The 18,517-nt window shown below is 73.8% G+C and carries 16 protein-coding genes; 4 read left to right on the top strand and 12 right to left on the bottom strand.

Going from position 1 to position 18,517, the window contains the following annotated elements:
• Positions 1–150: 150 nt before the first annotated feature.
• Entirely contained in the window at positions 151–696 is a 546-nt protein-coding gene (locus AC07AZ_RS00665) for a phage holin family protein (RefSeq protein WP_478842278.1), read from the bottom strand.
• A 109-nt stretch (positions 697–805) separates the two neighbouring features.
• On the opposite strand from AC07AZ_RS00665, the gene AC07AZ_RS00670 reads away from it, so the two are divergent.
• Positions 806–1,153 carry a VOC family protein gene (locus AC07AZ_RS00670; RefSeq protein WP_478842280.1) on the top strand — a complete coding sequence of 116 codons (348 nt, stop codon included), beginning with the start codon at positions 806–808 and terminating at the stop codon, positions 1,151–1,153.
• A 27-nt stretch (positions 1,154–1,180) separates the two neighbouring features.
• Here AC07AZ_RS00670 and AC07AZ_RS00675 read toward each other — a convergent pair whose 3' ends face one another.
• From AC07AZ_RS00675 to AC07AZ_RS00720, 10 genes are all read right to left on the bottom strand, one after another.
• Positions 1,181–1,741 carry a GNAT family N-acetyltransferase gene (locus tag AC07AZ_RS00675; RefSeq protein ID WP_478842282.1) on the bottom strand — a complete coding sequence of 187 codons (561 nt, stop codon included), beginning with the start codon at positions 1,739–1,741 and terminating at the stop codon, positions 1,181–1,183.
• Positions 1,742–1,775: 34 nt separating this feature from the next.
• A complete protein-coding gene (locus AC07AZ_RS00680; protein ID WP_478842284.1) occupies positions 1,776–2,018 on the bottom strand; it encodes a DUF1049 domain-containing protein in 243 nt (80 codons plus the stop codon).
• Between the two features lie 198 nt (positions 2,019–2,216).
• The gene (locus AC07AZ_RS00685; protein ID WP_478842286.1) at positions 2,217–3,143 is read right to left on the bottom strand and encodes a S66 peptidase family protein; all 927 of its coding nucleotides are present in this window, start codon (positions 3,141–3,143) and stop codon (positions 2,217–2,219) included.
• Positions 3,140–5,092 carry a prolyl oligopeptidase family serine peptidase gene (locus AC07AZ_RS00690; protein WP_478842288.1) on the bottom strand — a complete coding sequence of 651 codons (1,953 nt, stop codon included), beginning with the start codon at positions 5,090–5,092 and terminating at the stop codon, positions 3,140–3,142. Before AC07AZ_RS00690 ends, AC07AZ_RS00685 begins: the two co-directional genes overlap by 4 nt.
• 15 nt (positions 5,093–5,107) lie before the next feature.
• Entirely contained in the window at positions 5,108–6,412 is a 1,305-nt protein-coding gene (locus tag AC07AZ_RS00695) for a M20/M25/M40 family metallo-hydrolase (RefSeq protein WP_478842290.1), read from the bottom strand.
• The gene (locus AC07AZ_RS00700) at positions 6,405–7,238 is read right to left on the bottom strand and encodes a M55 family metallopeptidase (protein WP_478842292.1); all 834 of its coding nucleotides are present in this window, start codon (positions 7,236–7,238) and stop codon (positions 6,405–6,407) included. The genes AC07AZ_RS00695 and AC07AZ_RS00700 overlap by 8 nt, the downstream gene beginning before the upstream one ends.
• 153 nt (positions 7,239–7,391) lie before the next feature.
• On the bottom strand, positions 7,392–8,117 hold the full coding sequence (locus tag AC07AZ_RS00705; protein WP_478842294.1) for a class I SAM-dependent methyltransferase: 726 nt from the start codon (positions 8,115–8,117) through the stop codon (positions 7,392–7,394).
• A 155-nt stretch (positions 8,118–8,272) separates the two neighbouring features.
• On the bottom strand, positions 8,273–10,792 hold the full coding sequence (locus AC07AZ_RS00710) for an ATP-binding SpoIIE family protein phosphatase (protein WP_478842296.1): 2,520 nt from the start codon (positions 10,790–10,792) through the stop codon (positions 8,273–8,275).
• A gap of 347 nt (positions 10,793–11,139) precedes the next feature.
• Complete coding sequence (locus AC07AZ_RS00715; protein WP_478842298.1) at positions 11,140–13,548, bottom strand: MFS transporter; 2,409 nt, start codon at positions 13,546–13,548, stop codon at positions 11,140–11,142.
• Positions 13,549–13,712: 164 nt separating this feature from the next.
• On the bottom strand, positions 13,713–14,156 hold the full coding sequence (locus AC07AZ_RS00720) for an SRPBCC family protein (protein WP_478842300.1): 444 nt from the start codon (positions 14,154–14,156) through the stop codon (positions 13,713–13,715).
• A gap of 170 nt (positions 14,157–14,326) precedes the next feature.
• Here AC07AZ_RS00720 and AC07AZ_RS00725 point away from each other — a divergent pair, with 170 nt between their 5' ends.
• The 3 genes from AC07AZ_RS00725 (at position 14,327) to AC07AZ_RS00735 (ending at position 17,758) form a co-directional block, all read left to right on the top strand.
• A complete protein-coding gene (locus AC07AZ_RS00725) occupies positions 14,327–15,370 on the top strand; it encodes an Rv2578c family radical SAM protein (protein WP_478842302.1) in 1,044 nt (347 codons plus the stop codon).
• 185 nt (positions 15,371–15,555) lie between these two features.
• Positions 15,556–17,133, top strand: a complete 1,578-nt coding sequence (locus AC07AZ_RS00730; protein WP_478842304.1) for an alpha/beta hydrolase — start codon at positions 15,556–15,558, stop codon at positions 17,131–17,133.
• An 85-nt stretch (positions 17,134–17,218) separates the two neighbouring features.
• Positions 17,219–17,758, top strand: coding sequence for an N-acetyltransferase family protein (locus tag AC07AZ_RS00735; protein ID WP_478842306.1), 540 nt, complete (start codon positions 17,219–17,221; stop codon positions 17,756–17,758).
• Between the two features lie 45 nt (positions 17,759–17,803).
• Here the strand turns inward: AC07AZ_RS00735 and AC07AZ_RS00740 are convergent, their stop codons facing one another.
• On the bottom strand, positions 17,804–18,379 hold the full coding sequence (locus AC07AZ_RS00740) for an adenylosuccinate lyase (RefSeq protein WP_478842308.1): 576 nt from the start codon (positions 18,377–18,379) through the stop codon (positions 17,804–17,806).
• Positions 18,380–18,517 lie beyond the last annotated feature (138 nt).

Below are 18,517 nucleotides of genomic sequence, written 5' to 3' on the forward strand. Positions count from 1 at the left end.
CCCGGAGAGGTGCCCACGGGTGAGGCGGGTACCCGGAAGGCGCGGCGGTGCCGTCCGGGCGGGCGCGGGCGAGGCGCATATCCGAAAGGCGCGGCGGGCGGTTGTCACCGTCCCGCCGCGCCTTCGGTCGTCCTGACCGCCCGCGCCGCGTCACGCCGGCCGGTGCGGCGGCCGGGGGCCGGTGTCGTCCGGGCGGGCGGCGGCCGCCGGGCTCGCGGCGGGCGGCACGGAGGGCATGGGCGGGACGGGGACGCCCGGTCCGCCGGCGGCCGCGGCGGGTGCCGCCCCGTCCGGGACGGTGGCCGCGGCGGGCTCCGCCCCGTCCGGGACGGGCTGTCCGTCCGCGCCCCGCTCGTCACCGGCGACGGCACCGTGGCCCGTGCCGAGCCGTCCCGCGAGTGACCCGCCGGGCCGGGCCGCCTCGCGCAGCGCGTAGGCGACGGCGCCCAGGATCACCGCGGTGATCAGTGCGGCCGCCCAGTCGGGCAGGCCGAGGGCCAGGGCGAGGCCGACGGCGAGGGCGACGGCCGCTCCCGCGTACAGGGCGGCGGCGCCGGACGCCGCGTACAGGGCGGCCGTACGGCGTTGCTTGCGGGTCTGCTCGCGCAGTTCGTCGCGCACGGTCTCGCGCGTCACCCGCGCCAGTTCGTCGACGAGTTCGCGGTCCGGATGCTCCAGGTGTTCCAAGCGGTCCATGACGTCCGGCTACCCGCACTTCGACGCGTGAGGCCCCCCTTTCCCCGTCCCGCCCTTTCCCGACGCCTTTTCCTCCCCCGCGCCGATCACCCCAACTAGGCTTGTGCGCATGGACATTCTGGGAGCCACGCTGCGCGTATGCGTCGACGACCTGGAGACCGCGGTCCCGTTCTACGAGCGCCTGTCGGGCGGCACGGCCCTGCGTTTCGAGCGCGGCGGCGTCGAAGTGGCCGCGGTCGGCTGCTTTCTGCTGATGAGCGGTCCGGCAGCCGAACTGGAGCTGCTGCGCAAGGTCGCCGCGACGATCGCCGTCAAGGACGTCGAGGAGGCCCACGAGGTGCTGAGCGAACTGGGCGCGCGCATCATCGCGGGCCCGGTCGCGACACCGGTGGGCCGCAACCTGATCGCGATGCACCCGGACGGCGCGGTCTACGAGTACGTGGACCGCAGAGGGTGACCGGCCGGCGCGGCCCGCGTCCGTCGTTCAACCGGAGGTCCGCGGGCCGGTCATCTCGACGGTGATCGCCCAGCGCTCGTGGTCGCGCCAGGCGCCGTCGAGGAAGAGCATGGCGGGCGAGAAGCCCTCCAGCCGGAACCCGCAGGCGCGGGCGAGCGCGATGGAGGCGGCGTTGCCGGGCTGCACGTTGATCTCCAGCCGGTGCAGCCGCATCGGCCCGAACGCGTGGCGCACCACGAGACCCAGCCCCTCGCGCATCAGCCCGCGCCCGGCGGCGTGCGCGAAGGCGCCGTAGCCGAGCGCCCCGCACTGGAAGCCACCCTCGACGATGTTGTTGATGTTGATGAACCCGGCGATGCCGCCGCTGTCCTTCTCGCACACCAGGAACCCCGCCCTGGCGGGGTCGTCGATCAGCCGGCCGGCGTACGCGGTGTAGGCGGCGACCCGGTCCGGCGGGAAGAGCCAGGGGTGATGCAGGTCCTTGCTCTCCCGGGCGCGGGCGGTGAACTCCGCGCCGTCCTCGAAGGTGAAGGGCCGTATGCCCACCCGGGGGCCTTCGGCGAGATAGCGGGAAGCGTGATGAGGCACCTGATCACCTTACGGCGCCCGTCCGGCCTGGCGCTCAGCTCCGCCGTCTCCCGAAGTACGCCCCGCACAGCGCGCCGATGGCGCCGGTGGCGAGCAGCGCCGCCCACAGGGGCGTCGTCACCTCGGGCACCAGCAGCCTGATCCTGGTGGCGCGGGTGTTCTCGAAGATGAGGACCAGGGCGAGTACGGCGAGCAGCAGCACGGCGACCCTGGCGGGCGTGAGGGTCCGCCTGCCCTCACCGGTCCGGCCACCGCTGCCGGAGGTCTTCGGACTCATACGACCAGCATGGTCGGCCCCTGCCGGTCCCGCGCGGTGAGCGCCGGTCCGTGGAGCGGGAGACTGGGCCGTACGAGTGGCACCGCGGACCCGCGGGGCCGTCCCGCGGCGCGTGGGTCGCGCCTCGGCCACCCGGGCCGCCCCCGCCCCCTCATGGCATCCCGACCCGTGGCACCGCCCGCCCGCGCCGGCCGCCCGTCAGCGCAGTGCGGCTTCGTCCAGCGTCAACGTGCCCGCGTCCGCGTCGAGTTCGGCGCTCACGCCGAGCGGGACCGTCAGCGCGCCCTCGCAGTGGCCGAACCCGAACTCCTCGACGACGGGCACGCCGAGGCTGCCGAGCCGGTCGGCGAGGACCGCGCGCACCGCGTCGTAGGGGCCGCAGCGCGCCCACGAGCCGAGGGCGACGCCCGCGACCCCGTCCAGCAGGCCGCTGCGCAGCAGTTGGGTCAGCATGCGGTCGACGCGGTACGCCGGTTCGCCGACGTCCTCCAGCAGGAGCAGCCCGCCCCGGGCGGCGGTCAGGGCGTACGGGGTGCCCAGGTCGGAGGTGAGCATGCTCAGGCAGCCGCCGAACGTGACCCCGCGCGCCCGGCCGCCGACCAGGGCGCCGCCGCCCGTGGCGGTGAGGGCGCGGACCGACTCCGGCGTGAAGAGCGTGGCGCGCAGGTGCTCACGGGCCCGCGTGTTCTTCACGAAGTCCACGCCGGCCGCCGCGGGCCCGTGCAGGGTGACCAGGCCGAGCCGGGCGGCGAACGCCTGGTGGAGCACGGTGATGTCGCTGAAGCCGGCCAGGACCTTCGGCCCGGCGGCGCGCATCGCGTCCCAGTCGAGCAGATCCACCGTCCGCTGCGCGCCGTAGCCGCCCCGCGCGCACAGCACGGCCCGCACGGACGGGTCGCACCACGCGCGCTGGAGGTCCGCGGCCCGGTCGGCGTCCGAGCCCGCCAGGTACCCCAACTCGCCGTGCCGGTCCAGTACATGGGGGCCCACGATCGGGTCGAGGTCCCAGCCGCGCAGCAGGTCGAGGCCTGCCTGGAGGCGTTCCTCGGCCACGGGTCCGCTGGTCGCGACGACGGCCACGCGGGCGCCGGGGACGAGCCGGGGCGGCCGCAGCAGGGGCCTCACGTGGTCGGCTCCCAGGCCGGGACACCGGGCGGGTTCAGCCCGAAGACGTGGGCGTACAGGCCGAGTTCGGCCTCCAGGGCGCGGACCATGGTGTCGGCCCGGCGGAATCCGTGGCCCTCACCCTCGAAGGCGAGGTAGGTGTGCGGGACGCCTCGTGCGGCCATCCGGGCCAGGAAGCGTTCGCTCTGCGCGGGCGGGCAGATCACGTCGTCGAGGCCCTGGAGCAGCAGGAAGGGCACGGTGACGCGGTCGGCGTGTTCGGTGGGCGAGCGCTCCGCGTACCGGCCGGGCACCTCGGCGTACGGCCCGATCAGGGTCTCCAGGTACCGCGACTCGAAGTCGTGGGTCTCCCCGGTGGCCCAGCCCGCCAGGTCGAGGATCGGGTAGCTGATCGTGCCGCAGGCGTAGACGTCGGTGGTGACGAGCGACGCGGCCGCGGTCCAGCCGCCCGCGCTGCCGCCGCGCACGGCGAGCCGGTCGCGGTCGGCGGCGCCCTCGTCGGCGAGGGCCAGCGCGACCGCGGCGCAGTCCTCGACGTCGACGACCCCCCACTGTTCGCGCAGCCGGTTGCGGTACTCCCGGCCGTACCCGGTCGAGCCCCCGTAGTTGACCTCGGCGACCCCGATGCCCCGCGAGGTGAAGTAGGCGATCTCCAGGTCCAGGACGAGCGGGGAGCGCCCGGTGGGGCCGCCGTGCGCCCACACCACGTACGGCGGCAGTTCGCCGCCGGGCGCCGTGCAGCCGGGGTGGTGCGGCGGGTGGACGTGGGCGTGCACCTCTCGTCCGTCCGGGCCGGTGAAGGTGCGGATCAGCGGTTCGGAACAGTAGGCGGGGTCCACGGCGTCGTCGCGCGCGGCGCCGATCACCCGGGACCGGCCGGTCCTGGTGTCCAGTTCGACCACCTCGTACGCGCTGCGCGGACTCGCCCCGACGGCGACGATCCGCTCACCGTACGTCGCGAGGGTCGGTGAGAACTCCGTCCAGGGTCCGGCCGTGTCGACGACCTCGCCGGTCTCCGGGTCGAGGATCCCGAGGGTGGTGGCGCCGCGACCGTGGACGACGGCGACGAGACCGTTGTCCAGCGGCGCGAACCAGCGCTGGCCGAGCTTCCACAGGGGTCCGCCGAACTCCTCCTCGCGCGGGCACAGCGGTTGTCCGTCGCGGTGGAGGTTCCACCAGCCGGTGCGGTCGCTCGCGTACAGCAGGGAGCCGTCGGGCGCCCACTCGGCCTGCGGGATCGACTCGTCGGGGCCGCCGGCCACGGTCCGGGGCTCGCCGAGGGTGCCGTCGGCGGCGACCTCGGCGACGAGGAGTTCCGTGCCGTCCCACGGCATGCGCGGGTGGTCCCAGGCGAGCCAGGCCGCGCGCCGGCCGTCGGGTGAGAGCCGGGCGCCGGTGACGAACCGGTGCCGGTCGTCGGTGAGTTCACGCACGGCGCCGCGGTCGTCGGCCGCCGATCCGTCCAGCGGCACCGCGGCCAGGACGCGGCGCACGTCGGAGGGCCCGTCGCCGGTGAACTCCTCCAGGACGCACCAGACCTCGCCGTCGGCGGGACGCACCTGCGGCTGTGCCCAGCGCAGTCCGCCGCCTACCGGGGACACCGGGGTGAGCGGCAGCGGCTCGCCGCCCGGCCGGTACCGGTACAGCCGCTGGTCGGGGAAGTGCACGAACACGACGAGGGGTCCGTCCTCGTCCGTGACCCCCGTCCAGGGGGTTCCGCCGTACTCGATGACACGGCTGCGCACGTTCCACGGGGCCGGCAGCACCGACTCCTCCCGGCCGTCGCCGTGCCGGCGCACGAGGGCGCGACGGCCGCCCTCGGCGGGGCGCGGCTCGGTCCACCACACCTCGTCGCCGACGAACCCCACGTACTCGGGGTGCCCCTCGTGCGCGGCGGCGAGCGCCGCGTCGACCGGTGAGGGCCAGGAACCGTAGGCCAGCGTCCGCATGTCGTCCTCCACCCTCTAGGCCGTGCGCAGGAAGCGGTCGAGTACCCGCACGCCGAAACGCAGCGCCTCGACCGGCACCCGCTCGTCGACACCGTGGAAGAGGGCCTGGTAGTCGAGGCCCTCGGGGAGCTTCAGCGGCGCGAACCCGTAGCCGGTGATGCCGAGGCGCGAGAACTGCTTGGCGTCCGTGCCGCCGGACATGCAGTACGGCACCACGTGCCCCTCGGGCGCGAACTCCCGCACGGCATCGGCCATCCTGGCGTACGTCACCGAGTCCACCGGCGCCTGGAGGGCCACCTCCCGGTGCACGAACTCCCAGCTCACGTCCGGACCGGTGAGCCGGTCGAGGGTCGCGCGGAACTCGTCCTCGCCGCCCGCGAGGAAGCGCCCGTCGACGTGCGCGACGGCCTCTCCCGGAATGACGTTGACCTTGTAACCGGCGTCCAGCATGGTCGGGTTGGCGCTGTTGCGGACGGTGGCCTCGACGAGCGCGGCCGCCGGGCCGAGCTTGTCCAGGAGCACGTCCACGTCGCTCAGGTCGGGCTCGATGCCGTAGAGCACGGCGAGTTCGGTGAGGGCGGCGCGCACGGTCGGGGTCAGTCGCAGCGGCCACTCGTGCTCGCCGATCCGGGTGACGGCGGCGGCCAGGCGGGTCACCGCGTTCTCCCGGTTCACCTTGGAGCCGTGCCCGGCCCGCCCGCGGGCGGTCAACTTCAGCCAGCCGGTGCCGCGTTCACCGGCCGCGATCGGGTATAGCTGTCGGCCGGCGCCGTCGTGGAAGGTGAACGCCCCCGACTCGCTGACGCCTTCGGTGCACCCCTCGAACAGCCCGGGGTGCCGGTCGGCGAGGAACCCGGAGCCGTCCTCCGCGCTGGCCTCCTCGTCCGCGGTGAACGCGACCACCACGTCCCGGCGGGGCCGTACGCCCTCCCGCGCCCAGGACCGGAGCACCGCGAGGATCATCGCGTCCATGTTCTTCATGTCGACCGCGCCCCGGCCCCACACGACCCCGTCCCGGATCTCCCCGGAGAACGGGTGCACGGTCCAGTCGGCGGCCTCGGCGGGCACCACGTCGAGGTGACCGTGGACGAGCAGGGCGTCCGCCGACGGGTCGGTGCCCTCGATCCGGGCGACGACGTTGGTCCGGCCCCTGGTCCGCTCCAGGAGGGTGGGTTCGAGTCCCGTATCGGCCAGCAGCGCGGCGGCGTACTCGGCGGCCGGCCGTTCCTGGCAGTCGCCGCCGCCCCGGTTCGTCGTGTCGATGCGGATGAGGTCGGACGTGAAGGTCACGACCTCCTCCAGGGCCTGCCGGTCAGCCATACTGCTCCTCCACTGCGGCCGAGACGATCGTGGTGACCGCCTTGAAGGTACGAATCCCCTCGTACATGGTGTCGCTGGTGTACGCCACCCTGCGCTCGCCGACGCGGCCCACGCCGGGCACGACGGTGGCGGCCATGGCGAGGTGCTCGGCGTCGAACTCCAGCGCCACGGTGTACGGTCCGCCGGGCGTGGGCTCGTACCGCACCGCCAGCCCGGCCGCCTCCCTGGCCGCGGCCCGGATGTCGGCGGCGGTCCTGGCCGGGGTGCGGCACACGGCCGCGTACCGCGAGACGTGGTCCTTGACGGCGACCTTCAGCGCCCCGGGCGCGTAGCCGAGGGCGTCCTCGCAGGCCACGTCGTCGCCGGTGACCAGCACGACGGGCACGCCGTACTCGGCGACGACGTGCGCGTTGAGCAGGCCCTCGCTCGCGCGTACGTCGTTGAGCCACACGCCGGTGATCGAGTTGGCGAGGTAGGTGTGGGCGAGGACGCCCTCCGCGCCGGCGCCCGCGTGGTAGCCGACGAAGGCGATGCCGTCGACATCGCCGTGCTGCACGCCCTCGACCATGGAGAGGGACTTGTGGCGGCCGGTGAGCATCTCGGTCCGCTCGTCGAGGTGTTCCAGGAGCAGGTTGCGCATGCTCCAGTGCGCCTCGTTGACGAGCACCTCGTCCGCGCCGCCGTCGAAGAACCCCAGCACGGCGGCGTTGACGTCGGAGGTGAACATGGACCGGCACCGCTCCCACTGCGGGGTGCCGGGCAGCACGTCGGCCGGCCAGGTCACGCCGGTGGCGCCCTCCATGTCGGCGCTGATGAGGATCTTCATGCTGCGTCACGTTACGCGCCGCTGCGGGAACCGGCCAAGGTGGCCCGCACCCGCCGTTCCGGCAGGCTCACCCGCCTGGCCGGGGATCGGCCAGGACGCCGCCGGGCCCGGTGCGTCCGGGTCCCGCGCACCGGGGCGGCGACCGTCGTCCGGTCAGTCCGTACGCCCCGCCACCAGCCATTTCGAGGGCAGCACGATACGGCTTCCGTCGGGCCGGTACTCCGTGGTGGTGAGGGGCAGTTCGCCGGCGGCCAGGACGGTGAGCCCGGCCGCGCGCAGCAGGGCGGGGACGACGACGTCGGCCACCTCGCCCGGGGCGATGCCGTGCCGGAAGACGGGGGCGAGTTTGGGCGGCGGCCCCGCCGGGCTCTGTGCCAGGCCCATCAGAACGGGCTTGGCGGCCTCGGACAATTCGACCAGGAAGACCCGGCCGCGGTCCCCGGCGAGTGCGGCGAGGCCGTCCACCAGCGGCTGCCGGTCGTCGGGGTCGGCCTGGTGCAGCACGCCCCGCACATAGACGTTGGCGTCGCCGATCTCGGCGTGCAGGGTATGCGCCTCGCCCTTCTCGGCGGCGTCCAGCAGCCGGTAGCCGGCCTGTCCCGCCGGGTCGGCACGCCGGGCGTGGTCGAGGGCGGCGGCGGACAGGTCGGCGCCGATGACGTGCGGGAAGCGGTCGGCGAGGAACCGCGTCTGGGTGCCGTTGCCGCAGCCGAGGTCCACCATGGGCAGGTCCGGATCGGTGAGATGCGGCTCGAAGAGGGCGAGGTGCGGGCCCGCGGTCAGGGCCGGCTCCGCGTCCCAGAACACGGCCCCCTGTCCGTCGGGGGCCTCGCGCCAGAAGCCCTCCCAGGCGTCCCGGTACCGACTCGTCACGCTCATGCCCACTCCCCAGGTCGCGACCGCCGCCCGCCGCACGTCACGGGCCAGTACGGTCTATCGCGCCCCGCGACCGCCGACAAGCGCGCGGCGCACACCTTCACCCCGCGTTCGACCCGCAGTGCGCGGTCGTGCGCCCCTCTCGCCCCACGCGCCCGTCAGTGCCGCGGCAGGGTCAGCTCGAACCAGACGGTCTTGCCGGCCTTCGTACGGCTGGTCCCCCACTCACGGGCCAGCGTGCTGACCACCCGGAGACCGCGCCCGGACTCGTCACCGGGGCCGGCGCTCAGCAGGGCCGGCAGCTCGGGGTCGTCGTCGTCCACCTCGCACAGCAGCGTGTCGCCGCGCACCAGGCGCAGGTCGACGGGGCGGCTGTGGGAGTGCCGTACGGCGTTGGCGACGAGCTCGCCGACCATCAGCTCGGCGTTGTCCGCCAGCGCGGCCAGCCCCCACGTGTGGAGCTGTTCGCGGACCGCCGCGCGCGCCCGGCCGGCCTCGGCCGGGTCGCGGGCCAGCCGCCATTCGGCCACGTCACCGGGTGAGATGCCGGTGAGGCGGGTCATCAGCAGCGCCACATCGTCCTTGCGGCCGCCTCGGGTGTTCAGCGCCCGGATGATGGTGTCGCAGGCGTCGTCCATGGAGGCGGCGGGATGCGCGGCGGACTCGCAGAGCGTCGCCAGACCCACCCCGATGTCCTCGCCGCGCACCTCCACCAGGCCGTCGGTGCACATCACCAGCCGGTCGCCGGGCGCCACCCGCACCCGCAGCGACTCGAAGGGCACCCCGCCGACGCCGACGGGCGCGCCCGTGGGCAGGTCGAGCAGCTCGCTGCGGCCATCGGCGGCACGCACGAGCACCGGCGGGATGTGTCCCGCGTTGGCGATCTCCAGCTCGCCCGCGATCGGGTCGTAGACCGCGTACAGGCAGGTCGCGAGGTAGGAGTCGCCGAGCCGCTGGGCGAGGTCGTCGAGCTTGCGCAGCAGCTGGGCGGGCGGGAGGTCGAGCGCGGCCATGGTCTGTACGGCCGTACGCAACTGGCCCATCATCGCGGCCGAGTTGAGCCCGTGACCCATGACGTCGCCGACGACCAGGGCGGTGCGGGCGCCGGGCAGCTTGACGGAGTCGAACCAGTCGCCGCCGACCCGCCCGAGGAGGGTGCCGGGCAGGTAGCGGGTGGCGATGTCGCAGCCCGCCATGCGCGGCGGGATGTGCGGCAGCATGCTGTCCTGGAGGGTCTCTGCGACGCTCTCCTGGTAGGTGTACATCCGCGCATTGTCGAGCACCAGGCCCGCGCGGGCGGCGAGTTCGGCGCCGGTGACGCGGTCCATGTCGTTGAACTCGACGCGCTCGGGGTGCCGCAGCAGGATCATGAACCCGAGGACGACGCTGCGCGCCTTGAGCGGGACGACCAGCATGGAGCGGCCCGTGATGAGGGGCCGGATGTCCCGCTTCTCGAACTGCGAGGCGATGGCGTGTCCCATCCGCTCGCTGATGCGCGGCACCAGGACGGGCTCGCCGGTGGTCATGCACTGGAAGAACGGGGTGTGCGCCGGGAACGGCATGGCCTCGCCGACCGGCACCACGTCGTCCCAGCGGCCGGGTTCGTCGGTGTGTTCCAGGGCCACCCGGTGCCACATGGTGGTGGTGTCGGGCACGCCCTCGGGGAAGCCCTCCCCCGCGACGACCTGCTCGCGCAGATAGGTGCCCGCGACGTCGGTGAAGCGCGGCACGACCGCCCTGCTGACCTCGACGATGGTGGTGGCCAGGTCGAGCGAGGTGCCGATGCGGCCGCTGACCTCGGTCAGGAACTCCAGGCGCTCGCGCACGGCGGCGTACTCGAGGTCCTCAGCCTCGTCACCGAGGTCCTGCGGCACGGGCAGTCCCTGGGCGCGGGCGCGCGCGGCGCGCTCCCTCCGGGCCCTGCGCTCCGCACGCCGGGGCACGCCCCAGTCGGGTGTGACGGGCACCCGGTCGTTCTGGCTGAACTCCAGTACCGGGTAGCCCAGTTCGAGGACCTGGCCGACGATCCGGGCGCCTTCGTCGACGCTCATGCTGGGCAGGATCTCCGGGAGGCGCCTCGCCAGGTCGTCGGCGCCGGGGAAGTCGGTGTGCAGGGCGAAGGCGGGCGCGATCCGCTGGAAGCCGGCGTCCTGATCACCCGCGCCGGTGCCCTCGGGGTCCTCGGTCCGCAGTCTGCCCGCGTCGGCGGCGAGGACCAGCAGCCGCTCCCGCCCCGGGCCCACCAGCGGATAGGCCCACCACAGCACGTCCACCCGGTCCGTCCCGCCGGGCGGCGGGCCCGCCGTCGGGTGTGGTCCGCGCCCCGGTCCGCCGACGCGGGCGCGGCCGGCGGCCGGGTAGGCCAGCCTGCCGTCGAGGGAGGACTCCAGGTCGGGGCCGAGACCGTCGTAGGCGGCGTACCCGTCGTACCGGCCGATGTCCTGCGGGTCGGGGAGCACCCCGGAGACCGGCAGCAGGTCGGCGGCCGGCCGGCCGATCGCCTCGTCCCTGGCGGCGCCGAACAGACGGCGCGCACCGCTGCTCCAGTGGGAGACCAGGCCGTCACGGTCCACGACGACCACGGCGAGCGGGACACGGCCGGCCGCGGCGGCATCCGTCGTCTCACCGGTTTCCGCTCCGGGGCGGGGAGGCGCGTCCCTCTCGGTGCCACGGTCCATGGCCAAGGCTTTCTCTCCCCACGGCTCGGCAAGATCTGTGCCGCCGTCACCACCGTACGGCGCCCGCCGGAGACCATGTGCGGCAATACGGTAATTACCCGCGGCGGCGTGCACCGGCGCACGGGACCGCGCGAGGAAGCGACCAGGGCATTCGTCTGGATCAGGCCGGATCAGGCCGGATCAGGAGCGGGGGCCGGTGTGGTGCGTCGCACGGCGGAGCGGGGAGTCAGGGCGGGCCCCGGGCGACCGACGACGGCGCGGCGGCGCGGCGGCGCGGCACCGGGGCCCGCAGCCCGGCCTGATCCGAGCGGGAGGCCCACCAGGCCCACCAGACCCACCAGGCCCTGCTAGTCCTCGTGTCCGAGCTGGAGGTCCCGCTCGGTCCGGCCTCCTCCCGCCATCCGGAGCACGGTGGCGACCGGCGGGTAACCGGAGGCGATGACGGTGTACTCGCCGGAGGACAGGTCGACGAACCGGAACGTGCCGTCGGCCCCGGTGGTGAGCGTGTCGACCACGTTGGCCGCCGCGTCCAGCAGGGTCACCCGGGCGTCCTCGACGGGCCGTCCGCCACCGGCCCGCACGGTGCCGCGCAGGACCGCTCCGCCGGCGAGCTCGACGTCCTGGCGGGTCTCCCGGGCGGCCTGCACGGTGACCGGCAGCGCGGCCGGGCGGAACGCGGGCGCGCCGACGGCGAGGGTGTACTCGCCGGCCACCAGCTCGGTGAGGGCGTAGCCGCCCTCGCGCCCGCTGCGCGCGCCGGCGACGACCTCGCCGTGCACGTTGGTGAGGGTGACCACGGCGTCCCGCACCGGTGTGCCGTCGGCGGTCAGCACGCTCCCCGCGAGCCGGCCGGCGCCGCCGAGCACGACGTCCAGCTCCACCGGACGTTCGCCGACCGTGACGGAGACCGCCTGCGGCTGGTGCCCGCCCGCCGCGGCGATCAGCACGTACGACCCCGCGCCGGGCGTGGCCAGCGCGTACCGCCCGTCCTCGCCGCTCGCGCCCCGCCCGATCTGCCGGCCGGTGACGTCGATGAGGGTGAGCGCGGCACGCGGCACGACGGTCCCGTCGGGGTGCTGCACGGTGCCGGAGACCGGGGTGCCGGCGGCATGGGGCGAGCGGGGCGGGAGGGGGGTTCCCCCGGGGCGTGCCTGCGGCACCTGGGCGCTCGGGGGCGCGACCGGTGTCGTCTGGGCCGGGGCGTTGTGGGACACCAGGGGTTTCTCCTTGAGGAAGCAGGCGATCAGCAGACCGAGGACGAGCACCGGCACGAGGTAGAGGAAGATCCGCGGCATCGCGTCGGCGTAGGCGTGGACGTAGGCCTCGCGCAGCGCGGGCGGCAGGGTGCGGACGAGCTGGGGGGTGACGGACTCGGGGTCGGGCAGCACGGCGCCCGCGGGGAGGCGGTCGGCCAGGGCGCGGGCGAGCCGGTCGGCGAAGAGCGTGCCGAAGACGGCGGCGCCGACGCTGCCGCCGATCTGCCGGAAGTAGTTGCCGGCGCTGGTGGCGGTGCCGAGGTCGGCGGGGAGCACGGAGTTCTGCACGGCGAGGACGAGGACCGGCATCACCATGCCGATGCCGGCGCCGAGGACGGCCATCCAGACGCTGTACTGGAGCCGGGGCGTGTCGGCCTCCAGGTGGGACAGCAGCCACATGCCGGCGGCCGCGAGGGCGCTGCCGAGGACCGGGTAGACCTTGTAGCGGCCGGTGTGGGTGATGAGCTGTCCGGCGATGATCGAGGCGCCGACGATGCCGCCCATCATCGGCAGCATCAGCAGGCCCGACTCGGTGGCCGAGGCCCCGCCGGCCATCTGGAGGAAGGTCGGCAGGTAGCTGGCGGCGCCGAACAGGGCGACGCCGATCACCAGGCCCACCAGGCCGGTGACGTTGAAGACGGAGTCCCTGAACAGCCGCAGCGGGATGAGGGGTTCGGCGGCGAAGCGCTCGGCGAGGACGAACAGCGCGGCGGCGGCAGCGGCGCCCGCGCCGAGGCCGAGGACGACACGCGAGTCCCAGGCGTACTCGGTGCCACCCCAACTGGTCAGCAGGACGAGGCAGGTGGAGGCGGCGGCGAGCAGCAGCGCGCCGAGCAGGTCGAGCCGCGCCCGCACCGCGGGTTTCGGCAGTTTCAGCACGGCGGTGACGACGGCCAGTGTGAGCAGGCCGAAGGGCACGTTGACGTAGAAGCACCAGCGCCAGGTGAGATGGTCGGTGAAGTAGCCGCCGAGCAGGGGGCCCGCGACGGAGGCGAGTCCGAAGGCGGCGCCGATCAGGCCCATGTAGCGGCCGCGCCGCCGGGGCGGCACGATGTCCGCCAAGATCGCCTGAACGCCGATCATGAGACCGCCGGCGCCGGCACCCTGCACCGCGCGGTAGGCGATCAGCTGGTCCATGGTCGTCGCCCGGCCGGCGAGCGCGGAGCCGGCGACGAAGACGACGATCGCGAACTGGAAGACGCCCTTGCGGCCGAGGAGGTCGCCGAGTTTGCCGTAGACCGGCAGTCCGACGGTGGCGGTGAGCAGGTAGGCGGTGATCGCCCAGGACATCCGGTCCAGGCCGTGCAGCTCACCGACGATCTTCGGAAGCGCGGTGGCGACGATCATCTGCTCCAGCGCGGCGAGCAGCAGCGCCAGCGTCAGCGCGAGGAAGACCAGCCGCACCCGGCGCGGCCCGAGGACGACGGGCGGGGCGGGTGCCGGGGCCGGATCCGGGGGCGCCGTGACCGGGTCGTCCTGCACCGGAGTCGTCCCGCGCACGTACCGCTCCCCTCGTCGCACCTGTCACGATTCCCGCGTTGAGCGACAACCACGAACAGGTGCGACGAGTTACGGCGTCACGCCGGACAGCGAGAAGATCCACCCGAACCGGTGAGCGGACCGGAGGGGGTGGCCAACGCCTCGCGGGGACCGGCCCGTTGCGGCTACTTCTCCACCTCGGAGGCGAGCTTGGCGAGCACCTCGTCGTAGATCCGGCCGAGGCCCTTGGGCGCGAAGGCGCGCTCGAAGAAGCCGCCGACCCCGCCCGCGCCGTTCCAGACGCTGGTGACGACGACCCGGGAGGCGCCCTCGCCGGCCGGGGTGACCCGCCAGGTGGTGACCATCGAGGAGTTGCGGTCCTTCTCGACGAGCTCGCCGTCGGTGGGTTCGCTCACCTCCAGCAGGCAGTCCCGCACGCGCTTGCTGGTGGCCTGGAGCTTCCAGTGGACGAGGGTGCCCTCGCCGTCGCCGCCCTCGCGCACCTCGTACTCGCTGAAGTGTTGGGGCAGCAGTTTCGCGCGCGTGCCGCTGTAGTCGGCGAGAGCGTCGAACACCTTCTCCGCGTCCGCCGTGACGACCCGCTCCGTAGTGGCTTCGACCTGCGCCATTGACTTCCTCCAGGACCTGGCTTCTCGGGGCGGGAGCAAGCCAACCACCCCGGTCCCCGGCCACCCAAATCGGGGTGCCGGAAGCGGTCGCCAGGCGATCAGAACAGGCGCTCGCACGATCAAGGGAACATGTGTTCTATTCTGTGGCCAGTGCTACCCGAGGAGGCCTCATGCGCTGGGAGAACCTCACGGCGGAGTCCGCCGGCCGTCCGGCCGACGCCGCGCTGTTCGGCGCGGACGCGGTGACCACCCGTACCTTCGACACGCCCGAGTTCCGCGGGATCACCTTCCACGAGATCCGGGCCCGCTCGATCCTCAACCGGGTGCCGGGGGCCTCGCGGATGCCCTTCGAGTGGACGGTCAACCCCTACCGCGGCTGCTCGCACGCGTGTGTCTACTGCTTCGCCCGCAAGACGCACAGCTATCTGGACCTGGACACCGGCCTCGGCTTCGACTCCCAGATCGTCGTGAAGGTGAACGCGCCGGAGCTGCTGCGCCGCCAGCTCGCCTCCTCCCGCTGGCACGGGGAGCATGTCGCGATGGGCACGAACGTCGACTGCTACCAGCGGGCGGAGGGCCGCTACGGGCTGATGCCGGGCATCCTCGCCGCCCTGCGCGACCACGCCAATCCCTTCTCGATCCTGACCAAGGGCACGCTGATCCTGCGCGACCTCGACCTGCTCACCCAGGCCGCGCGGGTGACGGACATCGGCATCTCGGTCTCGGTCGGCTTCACCGACACCGAGCTGTGGCGCACGGTCGAGCCGGGCACACCCGCGCCGGAACGCCGTCTGGACGTGGTGCGGACCCTCGGCGAGCACGGCGTCGACTGCGGTGTCCTGATGGCCCCGGTGATCCCGTTCCTGAGCGACCGGCCCGCCCAACTGCGCGCCACCGTACGGGCGATCGCGGCGTCCGGAGCCACCTCCGTCACCCCGCTGGTGCTGCACCTGCGGCCCGGGGCCCGGGAGTGGTTCATGGCCTGGCTGGCCCACCACCACCCCCACCTGGTGCGCCGCTACGAGCGGTTGTACGCCGACGGCTCCTACGCCCCGAAGTGGTACCAGCGCCGGATCACCCGTCAGGTCCACGACCTGGCACGGGAGTACGGCATCGGCCCCGCGGGCGCGGGAATGCCGCGCCGGATCAGGGAGCCCGAGCCCGAGCCCGCCGACGAGCCGGTGCCCGGCCCCACCCAGCTCACGCTGATCTGAGCCGGCCCCCGGGGGATCGACAGGGACCGACAGGGACCGATGGAGATCTCGGGGCATCCGAGCGCATCGCGCGGCCCAATTGGGTCAAGAATCGGCGGAACGGGTTCCTCCGGGTGCGCTTTCCGGGACTATGCGGCGGGGACCGTGACAGTGCGGTCCGGACACCTCCGTCCTGGGAGGACTTCTTGAGAAAACGCGCAGCCGTGCTGTGCGGTGCCGTCGTCGTCGTGGCCGGAACCCTCACGGCCGTCCCCGCCGACGCGAGCGCCCCACGGACCGCGGACCTCGCTCCGGCCGCGAGGCCCAGCTGGAAGAAATGTGGCACCACCGACTATCCGACGCTCCAGTGCGCGTCCCTGAAGGTGCCGCTCGACCACGCGAACCCGCGCGGACGGCAGATCACCCTGGCGCTGTCCCGTGTCCCGCACACCGCGAAGAAGTACCAGGGACCGCTGCTGGTCAACCCCGGCGGCCCCGGCGGCAGCGGTCTGTCACTCGCCGGGTTCGTCGCCTCCGCACTGCCCAAGGCCGTCGCCGCCCAGTACGACGTCATCGGCTTCGACCCGCGCGGGGTGGGCGCGAGCAAGCCCGCCCTCAACTGCGAGCCGGGGTACTTCAACCCGGTCCGCCCCGACTCCGTGCCCGTCACCCGCGCGATCGAGAAGGCGAACCTCAAGCGCGCGAAGTCCTTCGCCGGTGCCTGCGGCAAGAAGTACGCGAGCCTGCTGCCGTACATCAACACGGTCGCCGCCGTACGGGACATGGACTCGATCCGCGCCGCCCTGGGCGCCAGGAAGATCAACTACTTCGGCTACTCGTACGGCACGTACCTCGGCGCCGTCTACGCCAAGCTCTACCCCGAGCGGGTGCGCCGCCTGGTCCTGGACTCGATCGTCGACCCCACGGGCGTGTGGTACGACGACAACATCTCCCAGGACTACGCCTTCAACGACCGCCACCGCGCGCTCATGGCGTGGATCGCGAAGCACGACGCGACGTACAGGCTCGGCACCGATCCGGAGAAGATCGAGGCCAAGTGGTACGCCATGCGGGCCGCGCTGGCCAGGAAGCCCGCGGACGGCAAGGTCGGCGCCTCCGAACTGGAGGACACCTTCATCCCGGGCGGCTACTACAACGGCTACTGGCCCTACCTGGCCGAGGCGTTCGCCGCGTACGTGAAGGACAAGAACGCCGACCCGTTGGTCGAGGCGTACGAGAACTTCGCCGCCGTCGACGCCTCCGGGGACAACGGCTACAGCGTCTACACCGCGGTGCAGTGCCGGGACGCCTCCTGGCCGCGCGACTGGGGCCAGTGGCGCAAGGACAACTGGGCGGTGTACGACCGGGCGCCCTTCATGGCCTGGAACAACGCCTGGTACAACGCGCCGTGCGCGTTCTGGCCGACGGAGTCGGAGAAGCCCGTGAACATCGCCAACGGCAAGCTGCCGCCGGTGCTGCTGTTCCAGGCGACGGACGACGCGGCCACCCCCTATGAGGGTGGCGCGACGGTCCACCGGATGCTCGCGCGCTCCCGTCTGGTGGTCGAGCAGGGCGGCGGGAACCACGGCATCACGCTGAGCGGCAACGCCTGTCTCGACGGGTACCTCTCGGCGTACCTGACCGACGGCACGGTGCCGCGCGGTCACCACGGGGTCGACGCGGTGTGCCGGACACTGCCCGATCCCGAGCCGCTGAGCGCGAAGACCGCGTCGACGTCGGCACGCGGCTCGGCACTGCACGGGCTGCTCGGCTTCCGCGGCTGAGCCCTCGGGGTCCGCCCGGCACCCGTGTGCCGGGCGGACCGAAAACCGGAGGCCGGGCGCCGGGGCGGGCCCCTAGGGTGCCGCCATGGACGACGAACGCCTCCGCATCCGCGCGATGACCCTGCCCGACTGCGACCGTGTGGCGGAGATCCGCGTCCGCGGCTGGCAGAGCGCGTACCGGGGGCTGATGCCACAGTCCCATCTCGACGGACTCAGCGTGCCGGCGGACGCCGAGCGGCGCCGGGCCGCACTCGCACGGGGGGACGGCAGCGTGCTGGACCTCGTCGCCGAGCAGGACGGCGAAGTCGTCGGCTGGGCCTGCACCGGGCCCTACCGGGACGGTGAAGTCCGCACCGCGGACGGTGAGTTGTACGCCATCTACGTGGACCCCGACCGGTACGGCGGCGGCATCGGACACGCCCTGCTCCAGGCGTCGGTGCGGCACTGCGCCGCCGCCGGGCACGACCGCGTGTACCTGTGGGTCCTGGAGGGCAACACCCGCGCCCGGCGCTTCTACGAACGGGCCGGCTTCCGCGCGGACGGCGCCGAGGAGCCCTACGAGGTGGACGGCGTCCCGGTGCCCGAGGTGCGGTACGTGCGCGATCTGACGCCACCGGCCCTGTAGCCCGGCGCTGACGGGGGATCCGGGCCGGCGCCGGCGCGGGACAGCTCAGCGCCGGCGCGGGATCCTGGCCAGCGCCCGCACCGCCGCCTCCGCCAGCGCCGGGTGGGCGAGCGCCTCGTCGAGCACGGCCTCGGCCCGCGCGTCGCCCAGCGTGCCGAGGCCCTCCACGCAGGCCAGCGCCACGCGCCGGTACGGGTCGTGCGGGCGCAGGCGCCGTTCCAGGGTGGTGATCAGCGCCGGCACCGACTCGGGGGCGCGCAGCCGCACCAGCAGCCGGACCGGGTACAGGGCGTAGGCGACCCGCAGTTCGTTGGTGGCGAGGGTGGCCGCCGCGCGGGCGGTGCGCGGGTCCGCGAGCCGGGCCAGGGCGTACGCGGCGGAGGCGCACCGCTGCGGGTCACGGTGGTTGAGGAGCAGGACGAGGGCTTCGAAGGCGCGCCGGTCGCCCGCGAGGCCGAGCCGGAAGGCGGCCAGTTCCCGGGCCCACAGCGGCTGCCCGGGCTCGGTGAGCACTCCGGCGAGTTCGTCGAGGTCCCCGGTGGCCACGAGACGGTGATAGCCGGGCGGCGCACCCGACTCCTGCCGTAAGCGCTCCGTGAGCGATCGCAACTCTTCGTCCATGAAACCGAGATTAGGGGTGCGGTCCGGCGCCCGGGACCTACATCACAAACTCGGGGGCTGGCGCGCTCGTTACCGACGGGTTAAGCTCAGACGAGCGAGTTACCCACTCGCATCTGCTTGCGGTGGCCTGGTGACGCA

The organism is Streptomyces sp. NPDC043878 (genome assembly GCF_056435735.1).

Excerpts from the sequence above, each read along its gene's own strand:
- AC07AZ_RS00665 (WP_478842278.1), bottom strand. The coding sequence starts at position 696 with ATGGACCGCTTGGAACACCTGGAGCATCCGGACCGCGAACTCGTCGAC.
- AC07AZ_RS00670 (WP_478842280.1), top strand. The coding sequence starts at position 806 with ATGGACATTCTGGGAGCCACGCTGCGCGTATGCGTCGACGACCTGGAG.
- AC07AZ_RS00680 (WP_478842284.1), bottom strand. The coding sequence starts at position 2,018 with ATGAGTCCGAAGACCTCCGGCAGCGGTGGCCGGACCGGTGAGGGCAGG.
- AC07AZ_RS00690 (WP_478842288.1), bottom strand. The coding sequence starts at position 5,092 with ATGCGGACGCTGGCCTACGGTTCCTGGCCCTCACCGGTCGACGCGGCG.
- AC07AZ_RS00695 (WP_478842290.1), bottom strand. The coding sequence starts at position 6,412 with ATGGCTGACCGGCAGGCCCTGGAGGAGGTCGTGACCTTCACGTCCGAC.
- AC07AZ_RS00700 (WP_478842292.1), bottom strand. The coding sequence starts at position 7,238 with ATGAAGATCCTCATCAGCGCCGACATGGAGGGCGCCACCGGCGTGACC.
- AC07AZ_RS00705 (WP_478842294.1), bottom strand. The coding sequence starts at position 8,117 with ATGAGCGTGACGAGTCGGTACCGGGACGCCTGGGAGGGCTTCTGGCGC.
- AC07AZ_RS00710 (WP_478842296.1), bottom strand. The coding sequence starts at position 10,792 with ATGGACCGTGGCACCGAGAGGGACGCGCCTCCCCGCCCCGGAGCGGAA.
- AC07AZ_RS00720 (WP_478842300.1), bottom strand. The coding sequence starts at position 14,156 with ATGGCGCAGGTCGAAGCCACTACGGAGCGGGTCGTCACGGCGGACGCG.
- AC07AZ_RS00725 (WP_478842302.1), top strand. The coding sequence starts at position 14,327 with ATGCGCTGGGAGAACCTCACGGCGGAGTCCGCCGGCCGTCCGGCCGAC.
- AC07AZ_RS00735 (WP_478842306.1), top strand. The coding sequence starts at position 17,219 with ATGGACGACGAACGCCTCCGCATCCGCGCGATGACCCTGCCCGACTGC.
- AC07AZ_RS00740 (WP_478842308.1), bottom strand. The coding sequence starts at position 18,379 with ATGGACGAAGAGTTGCGATCGCTCACGGAGCGCTTACGGCAGGAGTCG.